We start from the raw sequence: 13245 nt of genomic DNA, 5'->3' as shown, positions 1-13245 counted from the left end.
GCCATATAAAACCAAAGAATATCTCCTCAGTTTTATACCACTTCTTTATTCTTAATATATAGATGTTTTATTGTCCATAATCATACTGATTATAACTTTTATTGAAGGAATCTAAGATGTCTTTTGCCGTTTCATTATATGGAGTGGTTGATTCAAGAACTCCTTTTACAACAATACGTTGCGTAGCATAATAGTCCGTACATGTCACTAACGTAACTTCTGTACGTCCTTCTACATCATCAATGACATAGACACTTTCAGGCGAAACAATTTCCACACTATCAATAACGTAGGTGTAAACATTGGTCTTGTCAGTAATGTAGATTTTCATGCCGTTTTTAGCGCGATCAAGCGGTGAAAAGAGAACATCTGCCGCACCAGTTACACCAAAAATATGGTGGCTGGCCAACGCATAATTTCCTTTCCCCATCTCTTGGTTTTCCTTCATGGTACCAGCTCCATACATGAGCGAAGTATTGAAGACCCCTTTAAAAATAGGAAGGTTGATACCAAGCTCGGGAACCGCAATCCCACCAATTACAGGTAAGCGTTGTGCATCCCACTGAGCTGCTAAAATAGCTTCTGTAGAAATAGACTGAACCTGTTCGAAATCAAATGTTGTCTCAGCCTGTTTATTCTTTTCGATATCCTCTGTCGTAACATTGCTAATCTGGTATTTATTCGTATTCCAGCCGATAATAAAATTACGGATAGAGGTATTAAATATCAATGCCAAGGAAATCAGTATCAATACAACTGTTAAAAAATTGCGCCAAAAAGAACCTTTACGCTTCTTCTTTTTTTCACGTTTTGACATGATTATTTATTCCTTTTCTTCTTTAATTTCGGCAGCATCTACCAAGGCAAAGGTCATGATTTTCGCTTCATCATTCAAGCGCATCACTTTTACACCCATGGTTGAACGACCAGTTTGAGAGATATTGGCAACACTTGTACGAATAATCACACCAGTATCGGTAATAACCATAATATCTTCATCACCAGATACCGTTGTCAAACCTGCCAGAGAACCATTCTTATCAGCAACTTTAAGAGTCTTGATCCCCTTACCACCACGACCTTTGGTTGGATACTCACTGGCTGGTGTACGTTTACCAAAACCTTTTTCCGTCAATACGAGTACTTCTTGGTCATCAGAAATCATAGTAGCGCCAACTAACTGATCTCCCTCGCGTAAATTGATACCACGAACACCTGTTGCCGTACGGCCCATATTACGAACATCTGTTTCAGTGAAACGTACAGAATAACCGAACTTAGTCCCCATAATAATGTCTGCTTGGCCATTTGTTAAGAAAACATTGATGAGTTCATCGTCTTCTTTCAAATTCAAAGCTTTCAGACCGCTCTGGCGAATATTGGCAAATTCTGACACACTAGTCCGTTTTACAACACCTTGGCGGGTTGCAAAGAAGAGATAGCTATCTGCCTCCTGGTCCTTAGTTACATTGATAATGGTTTGAATTGCCTCGTTTTCTTCCAATTTAAGCAAATTGACCACTGGAAGTCCCTTTGCAGTACGCCCATATTCTGGGATTTCATAGCCTTTGAGACGGTAAACACGTCCCTTATTAGTGAAGAAAAGCAAGCGATCATGAGTGCTTGTAGAGACTAATTCTCGTACAAAATCATCATCCTTGACACCAGTTCCTTGAACCCCACGTCCTCCACGTTTCTGAGCTTGAAACTCATCCTGTGCCAAACGCTTGATGTAGCCTTGGTTTGACAAGGTGATTAAAACATCCGTTTCTTCAATCAAGTCCTCATCTTCAAGGGATAGAACTTCACCAACCATCAATTCTGTACGGCGTGGGTCAGCATATTTACGTTTGACTTCTTCTAATTCGTCTTTAATAATCTGAACAACACGCTCAGGCTTAGCTAGAATGTCAGCCAAATCTGCAATCAAGGCCACTAACTCATCATATTCTGATTGAATCTTGTCGCGTTCCAAACCTGTCAAACGACGAAGACGCATATCAAGAATAGCCTGACTCTGACGTTCAGAAAGATCAAATTTCTCCATCAATTCAGCTTGAGCAATAGCATCAGTTTCTGAATTACGGATAATACGAATGACTTCATCAATATGGTCAAGAGCAATCAGCAAACCTTCTAAGATATGAGCACGCGCCTCAGCCTTTTCTTTATCAAATCGTGTACGACGAGTGACTACTTCTTTTTGGTGTTCAATATAAGACTCTAGAATCTGACGTACAGAAAGGATTTTCGGTACACCATTTTGGATGGCCAACATGTTGAAACTAAAGTTGGTTTGAAGCTGTGTTTGCTTGAATAGGTTATTCAAAATAACGTTAGCAGAAGCATCACGACGAACTTCGATAACAAATCGTACACCCTCACGGTTGGATTCGTCTCGAACAGCAGTGATTCCTTCAATACGTTTTTCTTGGACTAATTTGACAATATGTTCTTGAACCTTGGACTTATTGACCATGTATGGAAACTCTGTAACAACAATGCGTTCACGACCATTTCCATATTCTTCAATTTCTGTGCGGGAACGAAGAACTATTGAACCTTTACCAGTTTCATAAGCACGGTGAATTCCAGATTTCCCCATAACCAAGGCACCTGTCGGAAAATCTGGTCCAGGCAAGACTTCCATAATCTCACGTGTTGTTACCTCGGGATTGTCCATAACCAGCTTAACTGCCTCGATAGTCTCACCCAAGTTGTGTGGAGGAATGTTGGTAGCCATACCAACGGCGATACCAGTCGTTCCGTTAACCAGAAGGTTAGGGAAACGAGCAGGTAAAACCTCAGGCTCACGTTCACTCGCGTCATAGTTATCCGCAAAATTTACCGTGTTCTTGTTAATATCACGAAGCATTTCAAGCGCAATCTTGCTCATGCGTGCTTCTGTATAACGCTGAGCGGCTGCTCCGTCGCCATCCATGGAACCAAAGTTTCCGTGACCATCAACTAACATGTGACGGTAGCTCCACCATTGCGCCATACGAACCATTGCTTCGTAAATCGCACTATCTCCATGCGGGTGATATTTACCCATAACATCCCCTGTGATACGGGCTGATTTTTTATGTGGTTTATCCGGTGTAATTCCTAATTCATTCATCCCATACAAAATACGGCGATGAACCGGCTTCAGACCATCACGTACATCAGGCAGAGCACGTGAAACGATAACACTCATCGCATAGTCGATGAAGGATGATTTCATCTCATTGGTCAGATTAACCGTTACTAAATTTTTATCTTGCATTATATGCCTCTTTCAACAGTCATTGTGCTTCTATTATACCATATTGGCGAATAAATTTCTTTGTTGGAAACTAGCATGTAAACATTTTCAAAGGCGCTTTCACAAGTGACAAAAAGCTTAAAACATGCTAGAATGTATTATGGTCGGGATGAAGTCATCCCCAAATAAAACTAAGGAGATGTTTAGCAATGACTGCAACTAAACAACACAAAAAAGTAATCCTTGTCGGTGACGGTGCCGTAGGTTCTGCTTATGCTTATGCTCTTGTTAACCAAGGGATTGGTCAAGAATTGGGTATCATCGATATCAACAAAGACCGTACTCAAGGTGATGCAGAAGACTTGAGCCACGCATTGGCCTTCACATTCCCTAAAAAAATCTACTCTGCTGAGTATTCAGATGCTCATGACGCAGACTTGGTTGTATTGACAGCTGGTTTGCCACAAAAACCAGGTGAAACTCGCCTTGAATTGGTAGAGAAAAACCTTCGTATCAACCAACAAATCGTTACAGAAATCGTTAACTCTGGTTTCAACGGTATCTTCCTTGTTGCTGCTAACCCTGTTGACGTATTGACTTACTCAACTTGGAAATTCTCTGGTTTCCCTAAAGAGCGTGTTATCGGTTCTGGTACTTCTCTTGACTCAGCTCGTTTCCGTCAAGCATTGGCTGAGAAAATCGGTATCGACGCACGTTCAGTTCACGCTTACATCATGGGTGAGCACGGTGACTCAGAATTTGCAGTTTGGTCACATGCCAACGTTGCTGGTGTGAAATTGTACGACTGGTTACAAGATAACCGCGATATTGATGAGCAAGGTCTTGTTGACTTGTTTGTATCTGTTCGTGATGCAGCCTACTCAATCATCAACAAAAAAGGCGCAACTTACTACGGTATCGGTGTTGCACTTGCACGTATCACTAAAGCAATCTTTGATGATGAAAATGCAGTACTTCCATTGTCAGTTTACCAAGCTGGCCAATACGAAGGTGTTGAAGATGTCTTCATCGGTCAACCTGCTATCATCGGTGCCCACGGTATCGTTCGTCCAGTCAATATCCCATTGAGCGAAGCTGAATTGCAAAAAATGCAAGCATCTGCTAAACAATTGAAAGACATCATCGATAATGCTTTCGCAAACCCAGAAATTGCAGCTGGTGTAAAAAACTAATTATATAAAATAGTAAAAAAGGTGAGCAATAGCTCGCCTTTTTTACTTTCTAATATCATAACGTAACATAGCAATTCCATCTGTGACAGTTGACTCTACCAAGAGCAATTTCTTTTCTTCCAAAAGTGAGGCGAAAAGTGGAATACCGTCACCCAAAATAGTAGGAATAATCCCAATAATAAGGTGATCAATCACTCCCGCCTCTAAACAGTCCTGAACCAGACTTGCTCCACCAAACAACCAAATATCTCCACCTTCTTGAGAGCGAAGTTCCATAATCTCCCCGATGACGTCCCTTACGAAACGCACATTACCATAGTCCGTCTGCTCAGTATGACTCGCAACGATAAATTGCTTTTCCTGATGTCCTTCAATCATTTCCAACGGACAATCTTCTAATGATTTTCTCCCCATCGAGGCTGGGCAAAAAGCCCAGCACCGCTTCTCAAAGTTAGTGTCAACATCTCAGCGCAGTGGTTGATTGGCAGATTTGTTCGTGTTTTACACTCCAAATCTAACCTAATCAACTGTGCGGGGGTGGGAAAACGAACTCTTCTATGAATGGTTGAGTTCTTTCCCACTCCCTAAAGAATTTTTGATTATCAAACTGTAAGACCGTATCGTATTTATCGGTACCATGTCCTTCAATTCAATCGTAGCTTCCATCCTTATGTGCAATAAATCCATCTAAACTCATTGCAATATTTAACACCAATAGTCTCACAATTACCTCATTTCATACCTTAGTGACAAACTATTATACCAGTCATTCTTCCTATTCTCAACCAAAAGTCCCTATAACTCCTCTTCCTTTGAATAGGACAATTATTCATTTCCTATACAGCAAAGAACATGATAAAAAGGTCCATTGGACCTTATTCGCTTCGTATTTTCGAGCTCATGATAAAAAGGTCCACTGGACCTTTTTATTTAGATTTGATATAGTTGATACCGTCTGCTTTAGGAGCGACTGCTTTACCAAAGAAAGCAGACAGGGCAATAACAGTAATCAAATATGGTGCAATTTGAAGATAAACCGTTGGAATATCTTTTAATCCTGGTAATTGTCCACCCACTACTGCTAAACTTTGCGAAAGACCGAAGAATAGACTGGCAAGCATAGCGCCAATTGGATTCCACTTACCGAAAATTACAGCTGCTAGAGCGATGAAACCTGAACCTACGATTGTTGTTGCAGAGAAGTTGATATTCACTGATTGAGCACTTACAGCTCCACCAACACCACCAAGGAAACCAGCAATCAACACACCTGCATAACGCATAGCGTAGACATTGATTCCCAAAGTATCCGCTGCCTGCGGATGTTCACCTACTGAACGAAGGCGCAAACCAAACTTGGTTTTATAAAGGATGAACCAAGCAAGAAATGCTGTTGCAATAGCTACATAACCCATCAAGCTTGTATTTTTGAAGAAAATTTCACCAATGATTGGAATATCTGCCAAGATAGGGAATGAAAATTTACCAAATGATTCAGTAATACTATCAGTTTGACCCTTATTATAGATAACCTTGACTAGGAAAACTCCCAATGCTGGAGCCAAAAGGTTCAACACCGTACCAGAGACAACGTGGTCTGCACGGAAATTAATCGTCGCCATCGCATGAATAGCGGCAAAGATAACACCAGCAAGACCTCCTACAATAACAGCTAATAATGGAGTAGCATTACCAAATGTCCCTGCAAATTCGATATTGAAAACAACACCAGCAAAGGCACCGATAACCATGATTCCTTCTAGACCAACGTTTACAATACCACCGCGTTCAGAGAAAACTCCTCCAAGACTGGTAAAGATTAAGGGTGCTGAATAAATCAACATTTGCGAAATGAGTAAGGCAAGAATTGAAACATTCATCTTATTTCGCTCCTTTCGCTTTATTTCTAGATTTTAATAATTGTTCAAAAATAAATTTCACACCGATAAAGAAAATGATTGATGCCGTAACAACGTTGATCAATTCAGGTGGAATCTGTGCACGTACCATACCTGGGGCACCGACAGAAAGAACACCGAATAGAAAGGCAGCCAATGGAATACCTAACGGTGAATTAGAAGCTAAAAGCGCTACTGACATACCATTAAAACCAATATCCAAGTTACCGCTTTGGATATAAACGTTTTGGAAAGTACCCAAACCTTGGATAGCTCCCCCAAGACCCGCAAGAGCACCTGAAATAATCATAGATAGAATAATCGTACGTTTCGCAGACATACCCGCATAATCCGATGCTGTTGGGTTAAGCCCCACTGAGCGAATCTCAAAACCAAGAGTCGTTTTGGTCAATAGGAACCAAATCACAAAAACTGCAATAATGGCAAAGAAAATACCAATATTCATACGTGAGTTATCTGTCAATGCACGGAGCCACTCTGTTTGGTAAGAGGCATTTGCTGACACGTTAACTGTCGAGTCTGTATTCTTCATCAAACTATCTGAAAATACATCACGAATGATATAGTTACATGAATAGAGTAAGATGTAGTTCATCATAATCGTAACGATAACTTCACTTGTTCCCAAATAGGCACGTAGAATACCTGGAATAGCTCCAGCAATACCGCCTGCCAACATGGCAATTAAGACTGTTCCCAAAATCAAAACTGGACGCGGTAAGTCAGGATTTGCCAAGGCAAACCATCCAGCAAAAACCCAACCAACATAGGCCTGACCAGACAAACCAACGTTGAAGAAACCTGCACGACTAGCTACTGCGAAACCGAGAGCAGTGAAAACAAGTGGTGCCATTGCACGGAAAATTTCACCAATTGATTTGATATTACCAAAAGCTGAATAGAATAACTCTTCATAGCCCCAAATTGGATCGTAGCCAAAAACAAGCATGACAATCGCTCCAAGTAGGATACCACTGACCACAGCCATTAATGGAAGGGCCAAATTCTTATATTTATTAAGCATGCTCTTCTCCCTTCTCAATATGTCCACCTGCCATCAAGACACCTAACTCTTGTTTATTGGTCTTAGCAGGTTCAACAATACCATGGATGACACCATCATGGATTACAGCAATTCTATCTGATACATCCAAAATTTCATCCAATTCGAAGCTGACAACAAGAACAGCCTTACCCTTATCACGTTCTGCAATGAGACGCTTACGAATATACTCAATAGCACCAACGTCCAAACCGCGTGTTGGTTGGCTAACAATGAAAAGGTCTGGGTTGCGATCGATTTCACGCGCGATGATAGCTTTTTGCTGGTTACCGCCTGAAAGAGCCTTGATTGGAACGAGTTCGCTCGCCCCACGAACGTCAAATTCTTCCATTAACGCGCGTGCTTTTTCATTAATGATATTATAGTTCAAGATACCATTTTTTGAAATCGGTTCTTTATAGTAAGTTTGAAGCGCAAAGTTCTCAGCAACAGTCATCGGAAGAACGAGTCCATCGCGATGACGATCTTCGGGAACGTGGCTCACTTGCATTTCTGTAATTTTACGTGGAGTTTTACCAACTACTTCCTCACCTTTGATAGTGATTGAGCCAGATTTTACCTTACGTAAACCAGTGATTGCCTGAATCAACTCACTTTGACCGTTTCCGTCGATACCGGCAATACCAACAACCTCACCTGCTCGAACATCAAGCGATAAGCCCTTAACTGCTGGGATACCACGGTTTTCATTGACAACCAAATCCTTAATGGACAAAATGACTTCTTTAGGATTTGCTTCAACTTTCTCTGTTTTAAAGGAAACGGAACGTCCAACCATCCACTCAGCCAAATCTTGGTTTGTTGCTCCTTCAACAGCAACTGTTTCGATTGATTTACCTCGACGAATAACTGTTACACTATCGGCAACTGCACGAATTTCATCCAATTTGTGCGTAATCAAAATAATAGATTTACCTTCTTCAACCAAGGCTTTCATAATTTTCAAGAGCTCTGCAATTTCCGCAGGGGTCAATACAGCTGTCGGCTCATCAAAAATTAAAAGGTCTGCTCCACGGTAAAGTGTTTTAAGGATTTCTACACGTTGCTGTGCACCCACAGAAATATCTGCAACCTTTGCAGTTGGATCAACTTCAAGACCATATTTAGCAGAAAGTTCTTTAATTTCTGCGATAGCTTTTTTAAGGTCAATCACGCCACCTTTGGTAGTTTCAGAACCAAGAATGATATTCTCGGCAACTGTGAAAGCATCAACCAACATAAAATGTTGGTGCACCATACCAATACCCAATTGGGCAGCTTTGGATGGAGAGTCAATCTTCACGGATTGACCGTTGATAACAATTTCACCGCTTGTAGGTTCCAACAAGCCAGCAAGCATGTTCATCAGAGTAGATTTACCCGCACCATTCTCACCAAGAAGGGCATGGATTTCACCAAGTCTGACATTCAAATTGATGTGGTCATTTGCTACAAATTCACCAAATATCTTAGTGATATTGCGCATTTCAATGACATAATCCTTAGTCATAATCTATTATCCTTTCTGACTATAGCTTTCTGAAAATTCTTCAGTACTACTTTGAGTACTTAAAAACTCTTCATCAACTATACCATTTTTGTCAGTAAAACCTACCATAGCTGATAGGCTTTACTGAGAAAAATCTCAGCCCGAAAACGGCGCCCCGTCGGGTCGCCGAATCGGAATTGTCGAAAAGAAATTCATTAAGGTTTTTCAGGAACTTCTACTTTGCCATCCAAAATTGCTTGTTTAGCATCTGCAACTGCTTTAGAAGCATCTTCTGAAAGATTAGTTTCTGCCAATTCAACCCCTTTATCTTTCAATGAGAATTGAAGTACTTTACCGCCAGGGAAATCACCTGCAGCTGCCTTAGTTGCAATATCTTTAACTGAAGTACCAACTTGTTTCAATGTTGAAGCCAATACAAAGTTAGAAGACTTACCATCTTTAGAAGTGTATGTACCTTCTGCTGATTGGTCACGGTCAACACCGATTACCCAAACTTTATCTGCTTCATTACGAGTTTCATTTTCTGCTTTAGCAGCAGCAAATACACCGTTACCAGTACCACCAGAAGCGTGGAAAATAACGTCTGCACCTGCAGCATATTGAGCAGCTGCAAGAGTTTGACCTTTGGCAGCATCACCAAATGAACCTGCATAGTCAACTGTAATCTTGATGTCTTTGTTTACAGACTTAGCACCAGCAACGAAACCAGCTTCAAAGCGATCGATGATAACACCTTCCATACCACCGATGAAACCTACGTGATTTGTTTTAGTTGATTTAGCTGCAGCAACACCAGCAAGATATGATGCTTCATGGTCTGCGAAACCTACGCTAACTACATTGTCTTGATCTGGAACAACACTATCCACGATTACATAGTGTGTATTAGGATTATTTGGTGCAACCTCCGCAATCGCACTCTCCAAGGCAAAACCAATACCGAACACAAGATTGTAACCACCAGCAACAGCTGAATCAAGGTTTGTGATATAATCTGATTCACTAGCTGATTGGAAGTAATCGTAGCCATTACCTTTGGAAAGACTAGCTGCTTTACCCCACTCTTGAAGACCTTCCCAAGCAGATTGGTTAAATGAACGGTCATCAACACCACCAATGTCAGTAACGATAGCAGCTTTCACAGATGTGTCCGCTGATGAAGATGCTTCTGAGCTACTGCTTTTTGAAGCACGGTTACCACATGCAGCCAAAGATACAGCCGCAACAGCTGCTAGACCAAGTCCTACAAGTTTCTTGTTCATTTCTGAACCCTCCTAAAAATCTTTTTGCAACTAAATTGTTGCAGAGTAATATTGCTACAGTCAAATGACTGTCATACAGACTATGTTAAGTCTGTAAAGGAATATGGTAGTAATTCCCCGACTGTCGTCTCGACTGTCGATTTATCTTTAGCGACCAAGGTCACTTTTAAATCCTTATCAAAAAATTCTGCCATAACTTGGCGACAAGCTCCACAAGGAGATATTGGTTTTTCTGTTTTACCATAAATTACGATTTCAGAAAAATCTTTCACACCTTCAGAAATGGCCTTGAAAATAGCTGTCCTTTCAGCGCAATTGGTCAAACCAAAACTTGCATTTTCAATGTTTACACCTGTAAATATTTCCCCAGTCTTAGCTACAAGAACTGCACTAACTGGAAACTTTGAGTACGGTACGTATGCTTTTTGACTGTTTTTTACAGCTAATTCAATTAAATCAATAGTCTCCATCCGCCTGTGCTCCATTCATGATTGCCACGCCTGATGACGCACCAATACGAGACGCTCCTGCTTCGATAAAAGCAATAGCATCTTCATACGAACGTGCACCACCAGAAGCCTTCACTCCCATGTCAGGACCTACTGTTTTTCTCATCAAGGCAACATCCGCTACTGTAGCACCACCTGTAGAAAATCCTGTAGATGTTTTAACATAGTCCGCACCAGCTTCTTGAGATAATTGACAAGCCTTCACTTTCTCATCGTCAGTAAGGAGACATGCTTCGATGATAACTTTGACTAGTTTATCGCCACTTGCTTCTACAACAGCTTTAATATCCTCCAAAACCAAATCGTAATTTCCAGTTTTCAGAGCACCGATATTGATAACCATGTCAATCTCATCTGCTCCATTTGAAATTGCGTCTTTTGTTTCGAATGCTTTTACAGCAGGTGTGTTTGCTCCGAGAGGGAAACCAATAACCGTACAAACTTTTACATCACTATCTTTCAAGCTTTCAGCTGCTAAAGCAACCCAAGTTGGGTTAACACAGACACTTGCAAAATCATATTCTTTTGCTTCTGCTAAAATTTTTTCAACCTGCTCTTGTGTTGTCTCAGGTTTCAAGATTGTGTGGTCAATATATTTATTCAATTTCATAGCTTTCTCCGTACATTAAGAAATAATCTCGATGATTTCTTTCGTTTTTACACTTTCTTTATCTATTTTAACATTTTTTTGGAAATTTGTAAGCATGTTTTCCGAAATATTTTCATTGGCATAAATCGTTGCGATTTGCTCGCCTTTAGAAACAGCTTCCCCCACTTTCTTATTGAAAACAATACCTGTTTCATAATCTAAATTGTCAGTCTTGACTGCACGACCTGCACCAAGTTTCATTGCAAAGAGACCAAATTCCAAAGCAGGAAGCCCCACAATATAGCCATCCTCTTCCGCAAGAACTGGAACTTGCTGTGTAACCTGAACTGGGCGATATAAATCTTCTAAGTCACCACCTTGAGCACGGACCATCTCTTCAAATTTCTTCAATGCTGCACCATTGTCAATATGCTGGCGTACTTCTTCAATGCTTTTCTCAACATTAGCAAGCCCCAACATAATTTGGGCTAGTTCACAGATAAATTCGGTAACATCTTCTCGACCTTTACCCTGTAAAATTTCAATAGCCTCTAAAATTTCCAAACGATTTCCAATCGAAGTTCCAACTGGTTGAGACATGTTAGTTAAAACAGCAACTGTCTTACGACCAACCGCCTTCCCAAGATCCACCATGGTTTGAGCTAGAACCCGTGCCTCTTCAACAGTCTTCATGAAGGCACCTTCTCCCACCGTGACATCTAAAAGAATCGCATCCGCACCTGCGGCAATTTTCTTAGACATTACTGAGCTGGCAATCAGCGGAATAATGTCAACGGTTGCTGTCACGTCACGAAGGGCATAGAGTAGTTTATCAGCTTTGACAAGATTATCTGACTGACCAATAACTGCAACACCAGTATCTTGAACTTGCTTGATGAAATCTGCTTGGCTAACTTCAATCTGGTATCCTTTGATTGACTCTAACTTATCCAAGGTTCCACCAGTATGACCAAGCCCACGACCGCTCATCTTTGCAACTGGAATATCAAAACTTGCTACCAATGGCGCTAAGATGAGTGTAACCTTATCTCCGACACCACCTGTAGAATGCTTATCTACCTTGATGCCTGGGATTGCAGACAAATCAATCTGTTCACCCGTTGCAACCATGGACATTGTCAAATCAGAAATCTCACGTGTTGACATCCCTTTAAAATAAATCGCCATCGCCAAGGCTGACATTTGATAATCCGGTACTGTCCCAGCTACATATCCATCAATCAACCATTTGATTTCTTCAGACGATAGTTCTAAGCCATCACGCTTTTTTTGAATTAAATCAACTGCTCTCATTCTTTCACACTTTCAAGGATGTAGTAACCCTTATCTTTCTTTATAATCTGGCAGTTGCCGAACACCTCTTCCATCTTAGCTTTGGCACTCGGAGCACCTTGTTTCTTTTGAATGACAATGGACAAGGTTCCGTGTGCCTCTAAGCGTTGAAAGGCCCCAGCAATTACTTCATGTACAACCGATTTTCCGGCTCGAATAGGTGGATTTGAAACAATATGATTGAATGTTTCGTCCACGTTTTCGTAGATATTGGATTGATAAATTTTAGCGATAACACCATTCCTCTCTGCATTTTTTGTAGCTAAATCCAAAGCTCTGCTATTAATATCAATCAGCGTTGTCTTGGTGCTAAACACCTTAGCAAGTGTCAAACCAATTGGTCCATAACCACAGCCAACATCCAACACCGATGCCCCTTTTTCAAAATAAAGGGTTTTTAAAAGCACTTGACTACCATAATCAACCATCTTCTTGCTAAAAACACCTGCATCTGTCATGAAAGACATTGGGGTGTCTAGTAAGTTTACGTGGATTTCATGAATATCATGTGCTATTGTAGGATTTTTTTCGTAATACATATTGGACATGTACTTATTATAACATTTCCTAAAAACGTTTTCAAGAGTTTTTCTTACATGAAAAATATGATAAAATGAAATC

Annotated in this window: 12 protein-coding genes; 1 reads left to right on the top strand and 11 read right to left on the bottom strand. The window is 40.7% G+C overall.

Annotation, left to right across the window (positions count from 1 at the left end):
- Positions 1–67 precede the first annotated feature (67 nt).
- Both ODU50_RS06040 and gyrA read right to left on the bottom strand, forming a co-directional pair.
- On the bottom strand, positions 68–817 hold the full coding sequence (locus ODU50_RS06040; RefSeq protein ID WP_002935254.1) for a class A sortase: 750 nt from the start codon (positions 815–817) through the stop codon (positions 68–70).
- 6 nt (positions 818–823) lie between these two features.
- The gene (gyrA, locus tag ODU50_RS06035; RefSeq protein ID WP_024383413.1) at positions 824–3268 is read right to left on the bottom strand and encodes a DNA gyrase subunit A; all 2445 of its coding nucleotides are present in this window, start codon (positions 3266–3268) and stop codon (positions 824–826) included.
- 188 nt (positions 3269–3456) lie between these two features.
- Between gyrA and ODU50_RS06030 the strand changes: the two genes are divergently transcribed.
- Positions 3457–4440, top strand: a complete 984-nt coding sequence (locus ODU50_RS06030; protein ID WP_105139909.1) for an L-lactate dehydrogenase — start codon at positions 3457–3459, stop codon at positions 4438–4440.
- Positions 4441–4482: 42 nt separating this feature from the next.
- On the opposite strand, the gene ODU50_RS06025 is transcribed toward ODU50_RS06030, so the two are convergent.
- The 9 genes from ODU50_RS06025 to ODU50_RS05985 all read right to left on the bottom strand — a co-directional run bounded on the left by ODU50_RS06025 (position 4483) and on the right by ODU50_RS05985 (position 13172).
- Positions 4483–4854: a dihydrofolate reductase family protein gene (locus ODU50_RS06025; RefSeq protein ID WP_079267443.1), complete on the bottom strand. Its 372-nt coding sequence runs from the start codon at positions 4852–4854 to the stop codon at positions 4483–4485.
- Positions 4855–5366: 512 nt separating this feature from the next.
- Entirely contained in the window at positions 5367–6320 is a 954-nt protein-coding gene (locus tag ODU50_RS06020; RefSeq protein WP_002940834.1) for an ABC transporter permease, read from the bottom strand.
- A 1-nt stretch (position 6321) separates the two neighbouring features.
- Positions 6322–7383, bottom strand: a complete 1062-nt coding sequence (locus tag ODU50_RS06015) for an ABC transporter permease (RefSeq protein WP_044680726.1) — start codon at positions 7381–7383, stop codon at positions 6322–6324.
- A complete protein-coding gene (locus ODU50_RS06010) occupies positions 7376–8911 on the bottom strand; it encodes an ABC transporter ATP-binding protein (RefSeq protein ID WP_398581358.1) in 1536 nt (511 codons plus the stop codon). The genes ODU50_RS06015 and ODU50_RS06010 overlap by 8 nt, the downstream gene beginning before the upstream one ends.
- A gap of 194 nt (positions 8912–9105) precedes the next feature.
- Positions 9106–10173, bottom strand: a complete 1068-nt coding sequence (locus ODU50_RS06005; RefSeq protein WP_044758722.1) for a BMP family protein — start codon at positions 10171–10173, stop codon at positions 9106–9108.
- Positions 10174–10253: 80 nt separating this feature from the next.
- Positions 10254–10643, bottom strand: coding sequence for a cytidine deaminase (locus ODU50_RS06000; protein WP_024415456.1), 390 nt, complete (start codon positions 10641–10643; stop codon positions 10254–10256).
- Positions 10630–11292: a deoxyribose-phosphate aldolase gene (gene deoC / locus ODU50_RS05995; RefSeq protein ID WP_024418109.1), complete on the bottom strand. Its 663-nt coding sequence runs from the start codon at positions 11290–11292 to the stop codon at positions 10630–10632. The genes ODU50_RS06000 and deoC overlap by 14 nt, the downstream gene beginning before the upstream one ends.
- Before the next feature lie 15 nt (positions 11293–11307).
- Complete coding sequence (locus tag ODU50_RS05990) at positions 11308–12585, bottom strand: pyrimidine-nucleoside phosphorylase (RefSeq protein WP_105153603.1); 1278 nt, start codon at positions 12583–12585, stop codon at positions 11308–11310.
- Complete coding sequence (locus ODU50_RS05985; protein ID WP_024405804.1) at positions 12582–13172, bottom strand: class I SAM-dependent methyltransferase; 591 nt, start codon at positions 13170–13172, stop codon at positions 12582–12584. The genes ODU50_RS05990 and ODU50_RS05985 overlap by 4 nt, the downstream gene beginning before the upstream one ends.
- Positions 13173–13245 lie beyond the last annotated feature (73 nt).

The organism is Streptococcus sp. 2020WUSS084, assembly GCF_044427445.1.
Lineage (GTDB): Bacteria > Bacillota > Bacilli > Lactobacillales > Streptococcaceae > Streptococcus > Streptococcus suis.
The sequence above is the reverse complement of the archived record's forward strand: the minus strand, read 5'-3'. Positions and strand labels throughout refer to the sequence as shown.

Coding starts and splice junctions, on each gene's coding strand:
- ODU50_RS06040 (WP_002935254.1), bottom strand. CDS start 817: ATGTCAAAACGTGAAAAAAAGAAGAAGCGTAAAGGTTCTTTTTGGCGC.
- gyrA (WP_024383413.1), bottom strand. CDS start 3,268: ATGCAAGATAAAAATTTAGTAACGGTTAATCTGACCAATGAGATGAAA.
- ODU50_RS06030 (WP_105139909.1), top strand. CDS start 3,457: ATGACTGCAACTAAACAACACAAAAAAGTAATCCTTGTCGGTGACGGT.
- ODU50_RS06025 (WP_079267443.1), bottom strand. CDS start 4,854: ATGGGGAGAAAATCATTAGAAGATTGTCCGTTGGAAATGATTGAAGGA.
- ODU50_RS06020 (WP_002940834.1), bottom strand. CDS start 6,320: ATGAATGTTTCAATTCTTGCCTTACTCATTTCGCAAATGTTGATTTAT.
- ODU50_RS06015 (WP_044680726.1), bottom strand. CDS start 7,383: ATGCTTAATAAATATAAGAATTTGGCCCTTCCATTAATGGCTGTGGTC.
- ODU50_RS06010 (WP_398581358.1), bottom strand. CDS start 8,911: ATGACTAAGGATTATGTCATTGAAATGCGCAATATCACTAAGATATTT.
- ODU50_RS06005 (WP_044758722.1), bottom strand. CDS start 10,173: ATGAACAAGAAACTTGTAGGACTTGGTCTAGCAGCTGTTGCGGCTGTA.
- ODU50_RS06000 (WP_024415456.1), bottom strand. CDS start 10,643: ATGGAGACTATTGATTTAATTGAATTAGCTGTAAAAAACAGTCAAAAA.
- deoC (WP_024418109.1), bottom strand. CDS start 11,292: ATGAAATTGAATAAATATATTGACCACACAATCTTGAAACCTGAGACA.
- ODU50_RS05990 (WP_105153603.1), bottom strand. CDS start 12,585: ATGAGAGCAGTTGATTTAATTCAAAAAAAGCGTGATGGCTTAGAACTA.
- ODU50_RS05985 (WP_024405804.1), bottom strand. CDS start 13,172: ATGTCCAATATGTATTACGAAAAAAATCCTACAATAGCACATGATATT.